General features: G+C 73.4%; 15 protein-coding genes. 8 read left to right on the top strand and 7 right to left on the bottom strand.

What is annotated here, in order from left to right; all coding sequences use genetic code 11:
• Window positions 1-7: 7 nt before the first annotated feature.
• Window positions 8-2,431 (bottom strand): glycoside hydrolase family 3 C-terminal domain-containing protein, encoded by a 2,424-nt coding sequence (locus AB0368_RS01635; protein ID WP_366151807.1) that lies wholly within the window; start codon window positions 2,429-2,431, stop codon window positions 8-10.
• A 94-nt stretch (window positions 2,432-2,525) separates the two neighbouring features.
• Here AB0368_RS01635 and AB0368_RS01640 point away from each other — a divergent pair, with 94 nt between their 5' ends.
• A complete protein-coding gene (locus tag AB0368_RS01640; protein ID WP_366151809.1) occupies window positions 2,526-3,494 on the top strand; it encodes a LacI family DNA-binding transcriptional regulator in 969 nt (322 codons plus the stop codon).
• A gap of 14 nt (window positions 3,495-3,508) precedes the next feature.
• Here AB0368_RS01640 and AB0368_RS01645 read toward each other — a convergent pair whose 3' ends face one another.
• Window positions 3,509-4,522 (bottom strand): asparaginase, encoded by a 1,014-nt coding sequence (locus tag AB0368_RS01645; protein ID WP_366151810.1) that lies wholly within the window; start codon window positions 4,520-4,522, stop codon window positions 3,509-3,511.
• A gap of 131 nt (window positions 4,523-4,653) precedes the next feature.
• On the opposite strand from AB0368_RS01645, the gene AB0368_RS01650 reads away from it, so the two are divergent.
• The 4 genes from AB0368_RS01650 (at window position 4,654) to AB0368_RS01665 (ending at window position 10,768) form a co-directional block, all read left to right on the top strand.
• Window positions 4,654-5,118 carry a hypothetical protein gene (locus AB0368_RS01650; protein ID WP_366151811.1) on the top strand — a complete coding sequence of 155 codons (465 nt, stop codon included), beginning with the start codon at window positions 4,654-4,656 and terminating at the stop codon, window positions 5,116-5,118.
• A gap of 131 nt (window positions 5,119-5,249) precedes the next feature.
• On the top strand, window positions 5,250-7,994 hold the full coding sequence (locus AB0368_RS01655) for an AAA family ATPase (protein ID WP_366152374.1): 2,745 nt from the start codon (window positions 5,250-5,252) through the stop codon (window positions 7,992-7,994).
• A 91-nt stretch (window positions 7,995-8,085) separates the two neighbouring features.
• Window positions 8,086-10,311 carry a M4 family metallopeptidase gene (locus tag AB0368_RS01660; protein WP_366151812.1) on the top strand — a complete coding sequence of 742 codons (2,226 nt, stop codon included), beginning with the start codon at window positions 8,086-8,088 and terminating at the stop codon, window positions 10,309-10,311.
• A 211-nt stretch (window positions 10,312-10,522) separates the two neighbouring features.
• Complete coding sequence (locus AB0368_RS01665) at window positions 10,523-10,768, top strand: hypothetical protein (RefSeq protein ID WP_366151813.1); 246 nt, start codon at window positions 10,523-10,525, stop codon at window positions 10,766-10,768.
• A gap of 54 nt (window positions 10,769-10,822) precedes the next feature.
• Here the strand turns inward: AB0368_RS01665 and AB0368_RS01670 are convergent, their stop codons facing one another.
• From AB0368_RS01670 to AB0368_RS01685, 4 genes are all read right to left on the bottom strand, one after another.
• Window positions 10,823-11,830, bottom strand: a complete 1,008-nt coding sequence (locus AB0368_RS01670) for a TerC family protein (protein ID WP_366151814.1) — start codon at window positions 11,828-11,830, stop codon at window positions 10,823-10,825.
• A 79-nt stretch (window positions 11,831-11,909) separates the two neighbouring features.
• Window positions 11,910-12,680: a class III extradiol ring-cleavage dioxygenase gene (locus AB0368_RS01675; protein WP_366151815.1), complete on the bottom strand. Its 771-nt coding sequence runs from the start codon at window positions 12,678-12,680 to the stop codon at window positions 11,910-11,912.
• 61 nt (window positions 12,681-12,741) lie between these two features.
• Window positions 12,742-13,950: a DUF1501 domain-containing protein gene (locus AB0368_RS01680; protein ID WP_366151816.1), complete on the bottom strand. Its 1,209-nt coding sequence runs from the start codon at window positions 13,948-13,950 to the stop codon at window positions 12,742-12,744.
• Window positions 13,951-13,960: 10 nt separating this feature from the next.
• Window positions 13,961-15,223 (bottom strand): DUF1800 domain-containing protein, encoded by a 1,263-nt coding sequence (locus AB0368_RS01685; RefSeq protein ID WP_366151817.1) that lies wholly within the window; start codon window positions 15,221-15,223, stop codon window positions 13,961-13,963.
• 325 nt (window positions 15,224-15,548) lie between these two features.
• Here AB0368_RS01685 and AB0368_RS01690 point away from each other — a divergent pair, with 325 nt between their 5' ends.
• From AB0368_RS01690 to AB0368_RS01700, 3 genes are read left to right on the top strand one after another with little or no spacing between them, the layout of a single operon-like run.
• Window positions 15,549-16,196 (top strand): GPP34 family phosphoprotein, encoded by a 648-nt coding sequence (locus AB0368_RS01690; protein ID WP_366151818.1) that lies wholly within the window; start codon window positions 15,549-15,551, stop codon window positions 16,194-16,196.
• A gap of 29 nt (window positions 16,197-16,225) precedes the next feature.
• A complete protein-coding gene (locus AB0368_RS01695; protein WP_366151819.1) occupies window positions 16,226-17,713 on the top strand; it encodes an APC family permease in 1,488 nt (495 codons plus the stop codon).
• Window positions 17,710-18,291, top strand: a complete 582-nt coding sequence (locus tag AB0368_RS01700; protein WP_366151820.1) for a GNAT family N-acetyltransferase — start codon at window positions 17,710-17,712, stop codon at window positions 18,289-18,291. Before AB0368_RS01695 ends, AB0368_RS01700 begins: the two co-directional genes overlap by 4 nt.
• A gap of 45 nt (window positions 18,292-18,336) precedes the next feature.
• Here AB0368_RS01700 and AB0368_RS01705 read toward each other — a convergent pair whose 3' ends face one another.
• Window positions 18,337-19,638 carry an FAD-binding protein gene (locus AB0368_RS01705; protein WP_366151821.1) on the bottom strand — a complete coding sequence of 434 codons (1,302 nt, stop codon included), beginning with the start codon at window positions 19,636-19,638 and terminating at the stop codon, window positions 18,337-18,339.
• Between the last annotated feature and the right edge of the window lie 169 nt (window positions 19,639-19,807).

Consider the following 19,807-nt stretch of genomic DNA (forward strand, 5'->3'; position numbering starts at 1 on the left):
AATCCCCTCAGCCGATCGGCAGGACGGCCCGGATGTCGCCCAGGCCGCGGGCGACCAGCAGTTCGCCGCCGTCGGCCACCCTGCCCCACGCGTTCGCCTCGGTGTCCCACTTGCGCCACATCCGGCGGTCGGTCTCCACGGTGACCCGGGCGGATTCGCCGGCCGGCACGGTGACCCCGGCCCACCCGGCCAGGCGTACCGGCTCGGCCAGGTTGGCGGGCTGGAGGTAGACCTGGACCACCTCGCGGCTCTCCCGGTCGCCGGTGTTGGTCACCGTGACGATGACGGCGAGGGAGTCGCCGCTGATCAGGCGGGCGTCCGCGTACTCCCAGCGGCCGTAGCCGAGGCCGTGGCCCAGCCAGAAGGCCGGTTCCGGGGCCCGGCCGGCGAAGTGCCCGCGATAGCCCAGGAACGGGCCCTCCTCGTATGCGAGGACGCCGTCGACGGGGGTCACCGACCACGCCGGGCTTTTGCCGTCGTCCTTGGGGAACGTGGTCACCAGGCGCCCGGCCGGCTCGACCGTGCCGAGCAGGGCCGCCGCGACCGCGTGCCCGGCCTCCTGTCCCGGCAGGCCGGCCCAGAGCACCGCGTCGACCCGCTCGCGCCACGGCATGATCACCGGGGTCGCCGCGTTGACCACCACGACCGTGTGCCGCGCGGCCCCGGCCACCGCCTCGACGAGGGCGTTCTGCGCGCCGGGCAGGTGCAGCGTCTGCTTGTCGACCGCCTCGGTCTCCTGCTCCTCCGTGAGACCCACGACGACCACCGCCACGTCGGCCGACGCCGCGGCGCGGACGGCTTCGTCGATGACGTCAACGGTCTCGCGGGAGGCCTCGTGCCCGATGAGCCCGAACTGCCCGGCGCCGCCGAACACCTCCGTGCCGGCGGGGAGCTCGACGGTCGCCTCGAACAGGGTGCCGGTGCTCACCTCGTACACGTGGGTGGAGATCGGCGGGGTCAGCACCTCCTCGCCGAAACCCTTGCCGGAGGTGCGCAGTTCGAACGACCGCTCGTCGCCGCCGGTGCGGACGGTCCACCGGCCCACCCCGAGCACGCCCAGCTCGACCGCGCCGGAGCGGGTGACGATCCCGGACAGGACCGCGGTGGCGACCGTCCCCTCGAAGTCGTCGTCCATGCCGACCATGGTGGTGGCGGCCGCGACGTGGCGCTGCTCCAGCACGGTGCCGGTCGCGTCGCGCAGGACGACGCGGATGCCGGGCTCGCCGGTGACCGGGTCGGTGAGGAAACCGCCGCGGGCGGGCACCGGCCGGGTCCGCACCTCGACGCCGTCCACCACGGTCAGCCGGTCGCCGAGCACCGCGCCGAGGCCCTCCGCCACGCTCACCTGGTACGGCGGGTTGACCTGCGCGGAGCCGCCACCCATCCCGATCGTCTCGACGGCGTGCCGCCCGGCCAGCGCCACCGTCAGGGACGGGTCCAGGGGCAGGACGCCGCCCTCGTTGCGCAGCACCGTCATGCCCTGGGCGGCGAGGCGGGTCAGTTGCTCACGGCGTACGGGGCTGTCCGGGGCGGGCAGGTCGCCGGGGTGGTCGCGAGGGGTGCCCAGCGCGCCGACCCGCTCGGCGAGCAGCAGCAGGCGGCCGACGTGATCGTCGATCACGGACTCGTCCACCTCGCCGGCGCGGACGGCCGCCACCAGCGCGTCGCCCCAGGGGCCGTCCGGACCCGGCATGACGAGGTCGAGTCCGCCGTTGGCCGCGGCGGTCGCGGTCCGGGTGGCGAACCAGTCAGACATGATCAGGCCGCGGTAGCCCCACTCGCCCTTGACGATCCCGGCGTTGACGTGCCGGTGCTCGGTCGCGGTGACCCCGTTGACCGAGTTGTACGCCGCCATCACCGACCACGCGTCGGCGTCGTCGATCGCGATCTCGAAGGGCAGCAGGTAGACCTCGCGCAGCGTGGCCTCGTCGAGCACGCAGTCGACGGTGTTGCGGTCGGTCTCGCTCTCGTTGGCGACCAGGTGCTTGAGCGTCGCGCCGACACCCAGCTCCTGCATGCCGCGCACGTACGCGGCGGCGAGCCGGCCGGTCAGCAGCGGATCCTCCGAGTACGCCTCGAAGAGCCGCCCGCCCAGCGGGGAGCGGTGCAGGTTGACGGTGGGGCCGAGCACGACGTGGATGCCCTGGGCCAGCGCTTCCTCGGCGAGCAGCCGGCCCACCTCGGCCAGGCTCTCCTCGCTCCAGGACGAGGCGAGCAGGGTGGCGTTGGGGAGCAGCGCCACGACCCGGCCGCCGCTGAACTTGAGGCCGCGTACGCCGGTGGGGCCGTCGGAGAGCCGTACCTCGCCCAGCCCGACCGACTCCCGCGGCGCGAGGGTGAACGCCGTCGCGCCCGTCAGCAGGGCGACCTTCGCCGGCAGGTCCAGCGACTTCACGAGGGCGGCGGGCTCGGACTCAGGTGCTGTGCTCATCGGCCCTCTTCGGAACTGACACGTGTAACTTGCTCGTTTCAGTACCGTAGACAGCAGCGAGCGGCCACGGCAAGACCGCCGGGAGGTCAGTGCCATGAACGACGTCACGCCCCGCCGCGTCACGAGCGCCGACGTCGCCCGCCTGGCCGGCGTGTCCCGGGCGACGGTCAGCTATGTGCTGAACAACACTCCGCACCAGACCATCTCCGCCGGCACCCGTGCCCGCGTCCTGGACGCCGCGGCGGGCCTCGGCTACGCCCCGTCCGCCGCGGCGCGGACGCTGCGCACCGGGCGCTCGGACGTGGTGCTCTGCCTGCTGCCGGACTGGCCCATCGGCCACGAGGTGGGGGCGCTGCTCGCCAACCTCTCCGCCGAGCTGGACCGCGCCGGCCTGACGTTCCTGGCCCACCCCGGCACCCGCCGGCCCGCCGGCCACCTGTGGCGGTCGATCAACCCGGCCGCCGTCCTCTCCTTCCGGCGCTTCTCCGCCGAGGAGACCGAGTCCATGCTCGGGGCGGGGGTCGCGCCGGTGGTGGCGCCGCTCAGCCGTCCCGACACCCCGGAGGGTCCCCAGCAGCGCATCGGGAACCTCCAGGCGGCCCACCTCGCCGCGGCCGGTCACACCCGGATCGGGTACGCGTACCCGGACGACGACCGCGTCCGCGCCTTCGCCGACCCGCGCCTCGAAGGGGTGCGCGCCCGGTGCGCGGAGCTGGGGCTGGCGCCGCCTCTGGTGCGTACGGTCCCGCTGGAGCCCGAGCCGGCCGCGGGGGTGGTCCGGGAGTGGCGCGCGTCCGGGGTCACCGCGGTGTGTGCGTACAACGACGAGGTGGCTCTGGCGGTGCTCGCCGGCCGCGAGACCCCGGACGGCCCCGCCGTGATCGGGGTCGACGACATCCCGGCGGCCCGGCTCGCCACCCCCGCCCTGACCACGGTCACCACCGACCAGGCGGCGGTGGCCGTACACCTGGCGACTGCTGTCCTCGCCGCCGTCCACGGCGAGCCGGAGCCCGTGCTGGACCTGGCCTGCGCGATCCGGGTCGTAGCGCGCGCCTCCGCCTGAAAGCCGCATGCCGGCTACAAGGGCCGGGCCGGCGGCCAGGGCCAGCGGCCGGGCTCGCCGAGGCCGCCCGCCGCCGCGAACGCCGCCGCCACCTGGTCCCGGTCCGCGCCCGCCACCAGCGTCGCCACCAGCAGGATCCTGGCCTTCCACGGATTCAGCAGGCCGGCCGGGACGAGCTCGCGGGCGAGCAGGTCCTTCTCCGAGCCGGGATAGGCGTACGTGGCGGACAGCACCGGCCCGGCGAGCGTGCGCGACGCCAGGACGACCGGGATCCGCGACGCGGCCGCGGCGAGCGGCTCGACCCACCACCGGGGCAGGTGCCCGGCACCGAACGCCGCTACCACCAGCCCCTCGGCGTCCGCGGGGACCTCGGGCGCCTCCTCACCGAGCGCCGCGACGACCACCGGGACCCGCGGCACCCGCTCACCGCGGGGCACCACGAACCGCCCCGGCGGCGGGGCGGCGAAATGCACGACCCCCTCCACCAGCTGCCCGACCGGCCCGCCCGCCGCCGACGCGAACGCCGTCACCCGCACCGAGTGGGCCTTGCGGACCCGCGCCGCCGCGTGCACCTCGTCGGCGAAGGCCACGAGCACCCCACGCCCGCGCGCGGCCGGGGAAGCGGCGACGGTGACCGCCGCGAGCAGGTTCGCCGGCCCGTCCGGGCCGGCCAGCGCGGGGTTGCGCATCGCGCCCGTGACGACCACCGGCTGCGGGCCGTCGTGCAGCAGATCCAGCAGGTACGCGCACTCCTCCAGCGAGTCCGTGCCCTGGGTGACCACGATCCCGTCCGCGCCTTCCGCGAGCAGCCGGGCGACCGTACGGGACAGGGCGATCACATCCGCCAGCCGCAGCGACGAGCTCGGTTCGTTGCAGACGTCGACAAGGCCGAGGTCCACCCCGAGTGCCGCCAGCCCGGGTATCGCCGCGGTGAGCTCCCGGGTGGTGAGCGCCGGAGCGACGCCTCCGCCCGCCGTGGTCGTCATCGCGATCGTCCCGCCCATCCCGCACACCATGATCCGCGTCATGACCGCGACCCTACGAGGCGACGGCACTGGTCAGGCATTGCCAACAGACGCACAGGTGCCGCACAAGACCACCCCAGCCTGGGAGCGAAGAGTGGGCGCCGACGGTGAGGAACGGCTTGGGGGAGTCCGAGATGCTTGTGCAGCTGAACCGCAGCGACCAGAACCGGGCGTTCGCGCCGAACTCGACCGCCGTGCCGGTGCCCGGCCTCGACCGGCAGCGCGCGGATCCGGTCGTCGCCGTGCTCGGGCAGCCGCGACGCGTCGCCGCGCTCGGCTCGCACCTGCCCGCGGGCTGGACCGTACGGTTCGCCGCGGACCCGGGCGACATCCGTGCCGACGAGATCGTGCTGATCAGTGGCGCCCGGGAGGCGGACGTCCGGGCCGCGCGGGCGGTGATCTCCGCGCGGACCCGGGTGGTGGCCCTCGTCAACGAGGACGCCCGGGCCGACCTCGTGGCTGCCGTGCTGACCGCGGGCGCGGACGCGTGCGTGCGCGGCGGCCAGCCGGCGATCCTCGCCAGCCACCTCGTCGCGTGCCGGCGGCGGCAGCTGACCGATCGCTGGCTGAATCTGGAGGCCTCGCTGCCGGGCCGCTGACCAGCGGCTTCATGATTGACACATGCGAAGGCATTGATGCTTTCCTGAGAACTTCCTTAGGCTGAGGCCCTTGATGGCTCTCACCGGGGGAGACGGCCCTGGACACCGAAGCGCGGCCCGCGGCGACCACCCTGTTCGGCAGGGGGCCGCTGCTCGCCGCTGTGGAGGACCGCCTCGCCGCGGGCGGTGGGGTGGCACTGCGCGGGCCCGAGGGGACCGGGAAGACGGCGGTGCTCGACGCGGTGGCCTCCGCTGCCACGGCGCGGGGCGAGCTGGTCGTGCGGCTGCGGCCCGCCGCGGCCGAGGCGCTCCTGCCGTACGCGGGGATCGCCGACCTCGTGGCGCAGATGCCGCCGGACGCCGTCGCCGCCCTGACCCCGGCGCACCGCGCGGCCCTGGCGATGCTGCGTCAGGGCGCGGCGCCGCGGGCGGGTGCTCCCGCCCTGGCCCGCCGGATGGTACTGCCCGGCCTGCTCGCGCACTGCGCCCGGACCCGTCCCGTGCTGCTGGTCCTCGACGACGTGCAGTGGCTCGACGCCGAGTCCGCCGAGCTGATCGGCTTCGCGATGCGCCGCCGTCCCGGGCCGCGGGTCCGGGTCGTCGCCGCGCAGCGCTTCCCCGGCGAGGGCGGCCGGCACCGGGCGACCCGGCTCTGCCCCGCTCCGGTGGCGGATCTGCCCGTCCCGCCGCTCGGTGCCGGCGACCTGACGGCCCTGCTCGAGGCCCGGGGCCTGCCCTGCCGCACCGCCGCCCGCCTGCACGAGGCCAGCGGCGGCAACCCCTTCCTCGCGTTGGCGCTCGGTGCCGTCGAGCCGGGACCCGTCTGGCGGCCGGCGCCGCTGCCCGAGGCGGTACGCGCCCTGCTGCGCCGCCGCGTCGCCGCCCTGCCGCCCGCGGTCACCGGCACGCTGCTGGTGGCCGCCCTGGCCACCGAGCCGACGCTGACCGTGCTCGTGCGGGCCGGTCACGAGGACGCCGACCGCGACCTGCGGATCGCCGCCGAGGCCGGGATCGTGGAGATCGACGGCGAGCTGATCCGGTTCACGCCGCCCGCGCTCGCCGCAGTGCTCGCCGAGGACGCGGGGGCCGCCCGCCGCGCCGGGGTCCACGACGCGCTCGCCAACGCGGCGCTGGACGAGACGGTGGCCGTCCGGCACCGGGCGCTGCGCAGCGGACGGCCGGACGCCGACGTGGCCCGCGACCTCGTCGACGCCGCCGCGCGGGCGCAGCGGCGGGGAGCCGGGCGTACGGCCGCCGAGCTGTTCCTGCTCGCCGCCGACCGCTGCCCGCGCAGCCTCGCGGCGCAGCGCTTCGACTGGCTGGTCACCGCGGCGGGCACCGCTGCCACGGCCGGGGCACCCACGATCGCCGGGCGCGCCGCCGAGGCCGTCCTGGCAGCCGCCGACGCCCCGCCCGCGCACCGCGTCCGGGCCCGGCTCGTGCTGCTCGACCTGGCCGGTCAGGCACTGGCCGGCATGGGGGAGATGTTCGCCGGTGCGCTCAACGACGCCGGTGCCGACCCGGCCCTGCTCGCGCCGGTCCGGCTGCGGCTGACCTGGGCGGCGATGATCGGCGGGGACGCGGACGCCGCCGCGATCTGCGCCGCCGAGTCGGCCGCGGCCGCGCGTACGGCGGGGGACCGGACGACCGAGGCGATGGCGCTGAGCGCCCTGGCCCAGGTGCAGCGGCTGCGAGGCGAGTCCCAGTGGGCCGGCACGCTACGGCGGGCCCTGCTGCTGCCCGCCCCGCAGGTGCCCGGCTGGCTGCACCTCAGCCCCCGCTACCTGGCGGCGCGCTTCGCCATGATGGACGATCGCCTGGACGAGGCCCGGGCCGAGCTGCTCGTTCTGCTCGCCGTCGCCGAGCACGACCGTACGGGCGAGGCCCTGGTCGAGATCCTGCGCAGCCTGTCCGAGGTGGCCACCCGGGCCGGCCGCTGCCGGGACGCCCTGCGGTACGCCCACCGCGCCGTGGCCGCCGCCCAGGACGCCGGCCTGAGCCCCGGCCCGACCTGGTACACGGCCGCCGTCGCCGAGCTGGCCGGGGGCAGCCTCGCTGCCGCGTCCGGGTACGCCGACCGCGGGGTGCGAGCCTCCGAACAGGAGGGTGACAGCCTCTACCTGCGCCGCAACCTGCACGCCCTCGGCCAGGCCCAGCTTCGCGCCGGCGAGACCCGGGCCGGGGTCGCCACCCTGCGCCGGCTGCGCGACCTCGAGGGCGGCGCCACGGACCCGATGATCGTGCGCTGGCAGGGCGATCTCGCGGCCGGCCTGGCGGCGCTCGGCGAGCACGACGAGGCGGTGACGGTGCTGGCCGTGGCCCGGGCAGGTGCCGAACGACTCGGCGCCACCCCGGGTCTCGACGGCTACCTCGACCGGGCCACCGCGATGGTCCTGTCCGAGCAGGGCCGGGCCGACGCGGCGGTGGTGCTGTCCGCCGCGGCCGCCCGGCACTTCGCCGAGCTGCGCCAGCCCCTCGAGCAGGCCCACGCGCTGCTGGTGCAGGGCGGGGCGGAGCGGCGGCGCCGCCGGTACGCGGCCGCCCGCGGCGCCCTCGGTTCGGCACTGGCCCTGTTCCTCGCCGCGGACGCGAAGCCGTGGACCGAGCAGGCGGAGCGGGCGCTGGCGCGTCCGGAAGGATCCGCCGCGCCCCCGTCCGACCTGGGTCTCACGTCCACCGAGGCACGCATCGCGGCGCTCGTGCGCGACGGGGCCAGCAACCGCGAGATAGCCGGCCGGCTGTTCCTGAGCGTCAAGACCGTCGAGGCCACCCTGACCCGGGTCTACCGCAAGCTCGGCGTGCGTTCGAGGACCCAGCTGTCGCAGAAACTGCCGACAAGGGTTTTCCCTGATTCGGTGACCGCCATCGATGCATAGCGTCACTGCTGGAGCAGCCTAGGTGTCCCCAACCCCCGGGGACACCGCGCTCAGGCCTCGCCCTGATCGGGTCGAGAAAAGGAGTACGAGCGTGGGACGCAGAAAACTCATCCCGGCCGCGGCGGCACTCGCCGCCGGGGCCGCGCTGACGCTGGCGGCGACGCCGGCCTCGGCGCAGCCGCAGGCCCCCAGCCCCGCACCCGCCCCCGCGGCCCTGGCCGCGTCGGCCGCCGACCGCCTCGTCGGCAGCGCCGGAACCTCGTCGCTGCTGCGCCGTGCCGACGGCGACGCGCTCAAGCGCACCGGCGTCGTGCAGGGCACACGCGGGCTCCAGTACGTGACCTACGCTCGGTCCTTCAAGGGCCTGGCCGTGGTCGGCGGTGACGTCGTGGTGACCACGGACGCCGCCGGCACGGTCAAGGACACCGCGGTCGCGCAGACCGCCCCGATCGCCGTCGGCACGACGCCGGCGGTCACCGCCGCCCGGGCCGCCGCCACGGCCCGGGCCCGGCTGGCCACTGTGGACACCGCCGCCGCACCGGAGCTCAAGGTGCTGGCGTGGGGCACCCCGAAGCTCGTCTACGAGGCCGTCGTCAAGGGCCGTACGGCCCAGGGCCGGGCGAGCAACCTGCACGTCTTCGTCGACGCCCGCACCGGCAAGGTGGCCGACCAGGTCGACTACGTCCGCGAGGGCACCGGCAACGGCTACTACTACGGCAACGTCACCATCAACACGTCGGGCTCCGGGTCGTCGTACTCGATGACCGACCCCACCCGTCCCGGCCTCAAGTGCGGCGGGCAGAACGGCGCGGCGTACACCGGCACCGACGACGCGTGGGGCAACGGCTCGGGGACGAACCTCGAGACCGCCTGCGTCGACGCGATGTGGGGCGCGCAGCGTGAGATCGACATGCTGGGCGCCTGGTTCAACCGCAACGGCATCCAGGGCAACGGCAACAACGCGCCGATCCGGGTCGGGCTGAACGACGTGAACGCCTACTGGAACGGGTCGTACGTCAACTTCGGCCACAACCAGGCGAACACCCGCCAGGCCACGCCGATCGACGTGGTGGGCCACGAGCTCGGCCACGCCGTCTTCCAATACACCCCGGGCGGCGCCGGCAGCGGCAACGAGAACGGCGGCATCAACGAGTCCACCGGCGACATCTTCGGCGCGCTGACCGAGGCGTACGCGAACAGCCCGCTCGACCCGCCGGACTACAGCGTCGGCGAAGAGGTGGATCTGGTCGGCGACGGCCCGATCCGCTACATGTACAACCCCTCGCTGGCCGGCGACCCCAACTGCTGGTCCACGTCGATCCCGTCGACCGAGGTGCACGCCGCGGCGGGCCCGCTGAACCACTGGTTCTACCTGGTCGCCGAGGGCACCGCGCCGTCGAACGGCCAGCCCGCCAGCCCGACCTGCAACTCCTCGTCGGTCACCGGCATCTCGGTCCGCAAGGCCGGTGAGATCTACTACAACGCCATGCAGGCGAAGACCTCGACCTGGAAGTACGCGAACATCCGTACGGCCACGCTCAACGCGGCGAAGAACCTCTACCCGAACAGCTGCACCGAGTTCAACACGGTGAAGGCGGCCTGGAACGCGATCAGCGTGCCGGCGCAGAGCGGCGAGGCGACCTGTACGGGCACCCCGTCCAACGACTTCTCCATCTCGGTCTCGCCGGCGTCGGGCAGCGTCGCCGCGGGTTCGTCGGCCACGACCACCGTCGCCACCGCCACCACGGCCGGTTCGGCGCAGACCGTCGCGCTGAGCGCCTCGGGCCTGCCCAGCGGCGCCACCGCGACGTTCAGCCCGGCGTCGGTGACCTCCGGGTCCTCGTCCACGCTGACGATCGCGACCAGCGCGTCGACGCCGTCGGGTACGTACACGGTGACCGTGACCGGCACCGGCTCGGCCACGCACACGGCCACCTACACGCTGACCGTCACCGGTGGCCCCGGCGGCTCCTGCAGCGGCGCCAACGGCACGGACGTGTCCGTGCCGGACGCCGGCGCGGCGGTGACCAGCACGATCACGATCAGCGGCTGCGGGCGTAACGGCACGGCCACCTCCACTGTGGCGGTAAACATCGTCCACACGTACCGCGGTGACCTGGTCGTGGATCTGCTGGCGCCGGACGGGACGTCGTACCGGCTGAAGAACAGCAGCCTCTTCGACAGCGCGGACAACGTCGACCAGACCTACACCACCAACCTGTCGAGCGAGGCGGGCGACGGGGCCTGGAAGCTGCAGGTCCGCGACGTGTACAGCCAGGACACCGGCTACATCAACACCTGGACCCTGACCCTCTAGGTTTTTGCTCCGCTGTGGCGCAAAACACCGACGGCGTCTGACCAGGCATTCAGCGACGGAGAGTGACCCGGGCTACAGCATTCCGGTGGCCCGGGTCACTGTTGGATCGAATGTTTTACCTGCTTGATTTGTTGCCGTGGTCCGGAACCAGGAACCTGGTAGGGGAGAGCGACGACGCTTCTCTTCATCACTTTCCGTAAGGAGACGGACGATGGCCCTCAAGAACAGGATCAAGGACGCGCGCGTCAACCTGTCGAACCGCCGGATCGAGCGGCGGGCTCACCGCCGGCTGAGCGCGGAGCTCGCGGCGTTCCAGACCCCGGCCGAGCGCGCGGAGCTCGACCTCATCCTCGGCCGGCACGACGAGGCCGACACGACCCGGATCCGCGAGATCCTCAACCAGCAGGACTACGAACGACAGCGCACGCGTACCGCGATGGGCGGTTATCGGGCCTGACGGGTCCACCCCCAGACGACAAGACCCCGGCGGCGCCGCCGGGGTCTTTCCGTGTCAGTGCTGGGCGCTGTCCTCCTGCGGTGCGTGGGCCCGCAGGCTGCCGGCATGGGCCTTGGCGGACGGGTCTCGGCGGGTCTTCGCCAGGCTGGCCACCGTCGTGATCACCAGGACCACCAGGATCACGCCGAGCGAGAGCGGGGTGCCGATCTGCGGGGCGCCGTGCCAGACGTCCTCGTGCAACCAGTGCAGCACCAGCTTCACGCCGATGAACGCGAGGATCAGCGACAGCCCGGTGGACAGGTAGACGAGCCGGTCCAGCAGGCCCTTCACCAGGAAGAACAGTGCTCGCAGGCCCAGCAGGGCGAAGGCGTTGGCGACGAAGACGATGTACGCCTCCTCGGTCACGCCGAACACCGCCGGGATCGAGTCGAGCGCGAACAGCAGGTCGGTGCTGCCGATGGCGATCAGCGTGATGAACAGCGGGGTGGCCATCCGCCGGCCGCCGGTCCGGGTGAACAGCTTGCCGCCGTCGTACTCGTCGGTCACCGGGAACAGCCGCTTGCTGGCCTTGACCAGGGCGTTGTCGTCGACGCTGGGATCCTCGTCGCGGTGCCGGAAGAGCTGCACCGCCGTGTAGATCAGCAGCAGGCCGAAGATCAGGAACATGAAGGAGAAGAGCGACAGCAGCGTCGCGCCGAGCGCGATGAAGATGACCCGCAGCACCAGCGCGATGATGATGCCGAACGTCAGCACCTTCTGCTGGTACTTCTCCGGCACCGCGAAGGTGCTCATGATGATGACGAAGACGAAGAGGTTGTCGACCGACAGGCTCTTCTCGACGATGTATCCGGCGAAGTACTCGGTGCCGTGGTCCCACCCGGCGACCTGGGCGAACACGACACCGAAGGCGAGGGCCACGGCGATGTAGAAGACCGACCAGGCGGTGGCCTCGCGGAATCCGACGGCGTGCGGGCGCAGCACGCCGAGGGTCAGGTCGAGGGCGAGCAGGGCGACGATGACCGCGATGGTCAGCGTCCAGCCGAGCGCGGTGACCTCCAGCATCAGGGAGAAACCTCCGGGTGTCGTGGGGGGATGTCCCAGAATCCCTGGTCACGCTGGGAGAATCCTGAAAACCCCCGGTTCAGTTCGCCTGGAACGAGCGCTTCGCCAGGCCCATCCAGAAGCCGTCGATCGGCTGCTCGGGGCTCTGCTCGGGGTTTCCGGAGGCGCCCAGCGTCAGAAACATCGGGGCGAAGTGCTCGATCGTGGGGTGCGCGTACGGCATGCCGGGCGCCCGGTTGCGGAAGTCCGCCAGCTCGTCGACGGCGCCGCGGGTCAGGGTCTCGGCGGCCCAGGCGTCGAACTCGCGGGACCAGCCGGGAGCCTCCGCGCCGGTGCGGAAGTCGCGCAGGAACGGTAGGCCGTGGGTGGTGAAACCGGACCCGATGATCAGGACGCCCTCGTCCCGCAGCGGGGCGAGCCGGCGACCCAGGTCGAGCAGCCGGTCGGGCTCGAGGGTCGGCAGGGACATCTGCAGCACCGGGATGTCGGCGTCCGGGTACATGACGGTCAGCGGGACGTACGCGCCGTGGTCGAGGCCACGCGCGGTGCGGGCGACGTGCTCGCTGTCCGGCATGAGCTTCTCGATGCGGTCGGCGAGCTCCGGCGCGCCCGGTGCCCGGTACTGCACCTCGTAGTAGCGCCGGGCGAAGCCGCCGAAGTCGTACACCAGCGGGACGGTCTCGGTGGCGCCGAGCATCAGCGGCGCCGACTCCCAGTGCGCCGACGCGACCAGGACGGCCTTCGGCCGGGGCAGGCCGGCCGCAAGGTCCTGGAGCTGGGCCACCCAGGCCGGGTCGTCGACCAGCGGCGGGGCGCCGTGGCTGAGGAACAGCGCGGGCATGGTGCTCATGGGAACCTCCGTTGACGCTTCAACTAACTGACGTCCACGGTACGCCCATTTACTTGAGCCGTCAACTAAATGCCAGGCGCCCCCGCCAGCCGCCGAGGATCGTCTCAGGATCGGCCCGGAGCACGTCGGCGAGCAGCATCGCGTACACGTCGCGGAAGTCGGTGGTGTGGCGCAGGTCGCCGTCGTCGAGGTCGGTGAGGCTGGGCGGCTCGCCGTACATGCCGCCCGGGATGCCGTCGCCCATCAGCAGGACCGAGGAAGCGGTGCCGTGGTCGGTGCCGTCGGAGGCGTTCGCGCGTACCCGGCGGCCGAACTCCGAGTAGACGGCGACCACGACGCCGCGGCCGGCCATCCGCTCCGCGAACGCGGCGAGCGGCTTGTCGAGGCTCGCCAGGATCGCCTCCTGAGCGCTCTTCTCGTCGGCGTGGAAGTCGAAGCCGCCCAGCGACACCGAGTAGACCCGGGTGGCGGCGCCCGCCTCGATGCAGCGGCTGACCAGGGCGAGCTGCCGGTCCAGGGGCGGGGCCTGCCCGCCGGTCGCCGTCGCCGGCTGCTCGCCGTCGTCGTCACCGTCGTCGGGCACCGTCTCGTCCATGAGGTCCTGCACCCGGATCAGGTCGGCGAAGCAGGCCGCGGCCCGGGCCCGGCCGGCCGACTCGCCCGCCGCCGGGGCGCCGAACCCGGCCAGCACCGCCTGGTCCACGCCGTGCGGCAGCTTCAGCGCCCCGCCCGGCACGGTGGCCCCCGCGCTCGTCGCGCCGGCCAGCATCGGCGGGAGCACCGGCTCGAAGGAGACGGCCAGGCGGGGATCGGCGCCCGCGCGGTCCAGCCAGCGGCCGAGCCACCCGGTGTTCTCCGGGCGCTCCGGGTTCGCCGTCTGCCAGATGTCCATCGAGCGGAAATGGCTGCGGTCCGGCCGGGGATAGCCGACGCCGCGTACGATCGCCAGCCGGTCCTCGCCCCACATCCGGTGCAGCCCGGCGAGGCTCGGGTTCAACCCGAAGCCGTCCGCGAGCGGCAGCACCTGGCCCTCGCCGTACGCCATCGACGGCCGGTTGGTGGCGTAGGCCGGATCGGCGTACGGGATGACGGTGTTGATTCCGTCGTTGCCGCCGTAGAGCGTGACGAGCACGAGGATCCGCCCGGCGGCCTCGTCGTCCCGGAAGCCGAGGATGTCCCGGAGGCCGTACGCGGTCCCACCGGCCGCGAGTGCGCCCGCCGCGACGACGCCGCTGGCGGTCAGGAACCTTCGCCGCGTGATGCTGTCCATGCCGCTCTCCTCAGTGGACGGTGTATTCGGGAGTGGCCAGGCCGAGCGCCAGCAGGCGGCGCGGCTCGGCGGCGCCCGCGGTCAGCACGGCCCGGGTCCGGTCGCTCCAGGCGTCGACGACGAGCATCCGGGCCAGCGCGTCGACCCGTTCGCCCCGGGCCGCGCCGTCCAGCTTCTCGACGGCCTCCGGCGCGAGCGCCGCCAGCGCCTGGCCGGAGCGGAGTCGCGCCTGGGCCGAGGACGTCGTGAGCCAGGCGGCGCCGACCGGCCAGCCGCCCACGCTCGGTGGCCGGAACGGGATCTGGCCCAGCGCGCGCAGTCCGCCCACGATCGGGCCACGCTTGTTCTCCGGCAGGGCGCCGAGGTCCAGGCCCAGCTGGCGGACCGCGCCGACCATCCACTCCACCGGCTGCTTCACCAGGGTGCCGTTGGTGGCGGCGAACGCCTCCGCGCCGACCAGGGCGCGCAGCATCCCGGTCGTGGTGCGATCCGGGACGGACGTCAGCTGCGCGGTGGTGGCCGCGTCCGGGCTGGTGCCCGAGCCGTACCGGATCCACAGCCGTCGCGCCAGGTAGGGCAGGTGCGCCGGGTGGCGTACGAGCAGGTCGGCGTACGAGTCGGTGTCGAGCGTTCCGGTGTGCCCCAGCAGGGTGACAGGTCCCGGGTCGTGGCGCGCGGGCACAAGGGTCGCCGTGGTGGCCGTCCGGGCGGCGCGCCAGCCGGTGAGCACGCGCGCCCCGGCCTTGACGTCGTCCTCGGTGTAGGCGCCGACGCCGAGGGTGAACAACTCCATCAGCTCGCGGGCCAGGTTCTCGTTCGGCGCCTTGCGCGTGTTGCGCTGCCCGTCGAGCCACAGGATCAGGGCGGGGTCGCGCAGCATCGCGCGGACGAGCGGGCCGGTGCCGCCTCCGCCGTACTGCCGCAGGGTGCGGTGCTGGGCGAGCATCAGCGCCGCCGAGCGCACCTTGCGTACCGAGGTCGCCCAGTGGCCGTGCCAGAAGAAGGCCAGCTTCTCGGCCGCTCCCGGCGCCGCCGCCATCCGCGAGACCCACCACCAGGTCGCCTCGGTGGCCTGCCGGCGGGCGTCCTGCCGGCCGTCCTTGCCGGGTCGGAACGAGCCGGGGTCCGGGATCGGCACGGTCGCGCCGATCGGGGCGAGTGCCTTCTCCACGGTGGCCGTGACGCCGGCCCGGACCGCCGCGTCGACCTCGGCCGCGGTCGGGCCGAGCGTCAACCGGCGGAGCAGGTGGGAAACCGTGCTGCGGTCCGTCATGCCGCTGACGCTAGGCCCGTCGTGTAAGCGATCGGTAAGGGCGATATTCGATGCCCGTCAAGACTTCCGGCCATGACGTCCTGGTTAATTCTGTCCACAGTGTTGGAGACATACAGGCAGGTCAGAGCCATCGTGCACGATGCATTGAAGCTTTGGCCACTCTGGACATTGCGCCGGGTAGTCGGGCGCTGGCAAGCTACGCGGTGTCGTGCGTACGCCGCTCACCGTAATGGTCCGCGGTGACGGCGCCCTGCTTCCATCCGTACCCGTGACTGCCGGTGACCGCGACCGGCGGTCATTCCGTGATGCCCGAGGGATTGATTCCGTGTCGTCATCGCAGCTCCCGCTCGCCGATGACCTGTACCTCGCCGCCCACGACTCGCCCCGCGGCCGCTGCGTGCTGACCCCGGCCACCCTCGGGCTCGGGCTCGCCGCCGCGCTGCTCGCCGAGCTCGTCCTGTGGCGCCGTCTCGACCTGCGCGAGAACCACGTCGTCGTGATCGACGACGAGCCCACCCCGGACCCGGCCACCGCCGCCGTCCTCGGCCAGCTCCTGCGCGAACCGCACCACCGGCGGATCCGCGACTGGATCTCCTTCCTCGCCACCGGGGTCGCCACCGACCTGGTCGAGCGCCGCCTCGCCCGGGCCGGCCTGGTGCACCGCAGGGAGAAGCGCGGCCTGCTGGGCACCAAGGTGCGCTTCGAGCCCGTCGACTCGACCACCGCCGGCTGGCCGGGCACCCGGATCCGCATCTCCGCGACCCGGGGTGAGCTGCTGGACACCTCCGATCTCGTGCTGACCGGGCTGGTGCTCGCCACCGGCCTCGACCAGCACGTGCTCGTCACGCTCGAGCCCCACGAGCGCGACCACCTGTTCGACCAGCTGCGCCGGCGCCTGCCGGCGATGCTGCAGCACCTCGTCGGCCACGCAGAGGCCGCCGTGGGTGACGCCGTGATGGCCCGACGGGCCTGACCACCCCTCCTCCCCGCTTGGAGACCCCCGTGTCCGCAACCACCACCCCCGCGAGACCCAGCCAGCTCTCCACCGCGCTCGCCCGCGACCGCCTCGGCGTGGCCGCGGTCGTCTTCTTCGTCATGTCCGCCGCCGCGCCCCTCACCGTCGTCGCCGGGGTCGTCCCGACCGGCCTCGCCGTCACCGGCCTCACCGCGATCTCCATCGCGTTCCTGGCCGTCGCCGTCGTGCTCGCCGTGTTCGCGGTCGGCTACGTCGCCATGGCCCGGCACATCGCCAACGCCGGGGCCTTCTACGCGTACATCTCGCAGGGCCTCGGCCGGCCGCTCGGCGTCGGCGCCGCGTGGGTCGCGCTGCTGGCCTACAACAGCTTCCAGCTCGCCTCGTACGGCGGCTTCGGCGCGATCGCCTCCCCGCTGTTCGCCGACTGGTTCGGCGTCGACGTGCAGTGGTGGGTCATCGCCCTGGTCGCCTGGGCGCTGGTGGCGGTCCTCGGCGTCCGCGACGTAGCGGTCAACGGCAAGGTCCTCGCCACCCTGCTGGTCGCCGAGATCGTGCTCGTGGTCGTCTTCAGCTTCGCCGACCTGGCCGCGCCCACCTTCGAGGCGTCGTCGGCGCCGCTCAACCCGGGCAGCCTGGTCGGCACCGGGGCCGGAGCCCTGCTGGTCATGGCGGTCACCGGCTTCGTCGGCTTCGAGCAGTCGGTGGTCTTCAGCGAGGAGTCCCGGGACCCGCGCCGGACCGTACCCCGCGCCACCTACATCGCGGTCGCGCTGATCGCCGTCCTGTACGGCTTCTCCGCCTGGGCGATGATCTCGGCCTCCGGCGGCCAGGCCGTCGAACGCGCCGGCACCGAGGGCCCGGAACTGTTCTTCAACCTGGCCTCCGCCCGGCTCGGCGGCACCGCCATCCACCTCGGCCACGCGTTGTTCCTGACGTCGCTCATCGCGGCGATGATCTCCTTCCACAACATCATCGCCCGCTACACGTTCTCGCTCGGGCGCGAGGGCGTGCTGCCGCGGGCGTTCGGGCGTACGGTGCCCGGCACGGGGGCACCCAAGAACGGCTCGCTGGCCCAGTCGGCGCTCGGCCTGGTCGCGATCCTCGTGTACGCGGTGATGGGCTGGGACCCGCTGGTGCAGCTCTTCTTCTGGGGCGGCACCACTGGCGGCATCGGCGTCCTGGTGCTCATCACCGTCACGTCGGTCGCGGTCATCGGCTACTTCGCCCGCAACCCGCACGGTGAGGACGTCTGGCACCGCCTCGGCGCCCCGGCGATCGGCACGGTGCTGCTGCTCGTGATGACGTACCTCGCGCTGACCAACATCGCGACCCTGTTCGGCGTCGAACCGGGCTCGAAGCCGACCTGGGTGGTGCCGCTCGCGTACGCCGTCCTCACCCTGGCGGGCGTGGCCTGGGCGCTCATCCTGCGCCGCACCCGGCCGACGGTCTACGAGGGCATCGGGCTGGGCGCCCGCAGCGCCGCCACCTACTCGTTCACGGAGGCGATCCGATGACGCCGATCCGCCCCGCCCGCGTCGCCGAGGTCCCGGCCGTCGGCCGGCTCATCGCGGCCTCGTTCGACCACCTCCCGCAGAACCGCTCCCTCGTACCGGACGAGGGCGAACGCCTGACGGTGATGGGCGACTTCTTCGCGTTCCTGTCCGAGTCCGCGCCCCAGGGCGGCAAGATCGACGTCATCGAGGATGCGAACGGCGGCCTGGTGGCCACGGCGGTGTGGTTCGACCGTACGCGGCAACTGCCGGAGATCCCCGCCTACGAGGAGCGGATGACCGCCCTCGCCGGCCGCTGGCTGCCCAACTTCCAGGCGCTCGACGAACTGTTCGAGAAGCACCATCCGGAGGAGCCGCACTGGCATCTGGCGTTCCTGGCGGTCCACCCGGATCATCAGGCCGCCGGGCTGGGCAGTGCGCTGATGCAGCACACGCACGACCGGCTGGACGTGCCCGCCTATCTCGAAGCGACCAACGAGGACAACATCCGCCTGTACGAGCGGCACGGCTACACCCGGATGTCGCCGTTCGACATCCGGCTCCCGGACGACACGCCGTTCTTCCGCATGTGGCGTCCGTGAGGGCCTGCGGGGTGCGGTCCGCCGGGCCGTACCCCGCCGCCGGGATCAGCCACCCACCAGCACCCGGCGCACGATCGCGGGCCGCAGCAGCCGGTGCGGCGGGTCGACCAGGTTGAGCACCCGCAGGAACGCGGTGCCGAGCACCGCGTCGGTACGGGCGGCGGCGTGCAACCGGTGCACGTACGCGTTGACGAGCCGCACCCGCAGCGTCCGCCGCCCCTCGACCTGGGGGAACCGCAGATCGGTGCCGACCGCGATGGACCACGGCCCGTCGATCAGCCGCGCGGCGCCGCGGAAGAACCGCCGCCACAGGTTGTTCTTGTCACCCTGGAGCAGCTCCCGCAACAGCAGGCCCTCGGTGGCGGCGACTGTCATACCCTGCCCGTAGATCGGGTTGAAGCTGCACAGGGCGTCCCCGGTCACCAGGTAACCGAGCGGGAACCGGCGCAGCCGCTCGTAGCGCCGCCGGAGGCTCGCCGGGTACCGCATCCGGGCCGGCTCGCCGACCGGGACGGCCTCGCGCACCAGGCTGCTGATCATCGGTACGCCCAGCGAGTCGGCGAACCGTACGAACCCCTCGTCGTCGGTCGGCGGCTGCTCGCCGAGCACCCCGCTGAGCGCCACCGCGAACCGGTCGTCCTCCAGCGCGGCCACGATGCCGGTACGCGGACGCTGCGGCACGGCGTTCGTCAGCGCCCCGAGCAGCCCGCCGAGATGACGGGACTCGCGCTCGTAGCACCGGGTCACGTACGTGACGTCGATGGCGACCCGGTCCTCGGCCGGAGCCGGATAGCCCAGCGCCGCCAGCCACACCGGGCTGCGGGACGCCCGCCCGCAGGCGTCGACCACCAGGTCGGCGTCGAGCCTTTCCGGGGCGCCGTCGCGCGGCGTCACCAGTACGCCCGTCACGCGCCGGCGGTCGTCGGTGCTCAGCAGTCCGGTGGCTTCTGTGGCGGGCAGGAAGCGGACGTTCGCCAGCTTCTGCACCCGGGCCCGCACCGTACGCTCCAGCAGCGGCCGGCTGACCCCGACCCCGATGAGCGAGGAGGGGGAGCGCCGCATCCGGTAGCCGTCGTTGACCCAGTGCACCCCGGCGTTGAGGTCGACAAGGGGGGCGCCGCACGCGTGGAGTTCGTCGCTGAGACCGTCGAACAGCTCGTCGAGCGCCTGCCGTCCCCGTGCCAGCAGGACGTGCAGCTGGCGTGACTGCGGCACCCCGCGCCGGGGCTGCGCGGCCTCGGGCAGGTCGTCACGGTCGACGACCGTGACCGTCTCATACGCCTCGCTGAGTACCCGCGCGGTGATCAGACCGGCCAGGCCGGCCCCGAGCACGACAGCATCCCCCATGCTTGTCGACGGTAGACCGTCCCGGCGCCGTCGTGTTCTTCGAGGATGCGCGTCCTTATATCGACGTTCTTGACTGTCCGCCCGCGGGCCACCAAACTCTCAACAATGTTTTCCGTACCCGGAAAGAGGGCGGCGGGGCTCGCCACCGCCGCACTGGCCGCCTGCCTCA

It is taken from the genome of Actinoplanes sp. NPDC051475, from assembly GCF_040689425.1.
Lineage (GTDB): Bacteria > Actinomycetota > Actinomycetes > Mycobacteriales > Micromonosporaceae > Actinoplanes.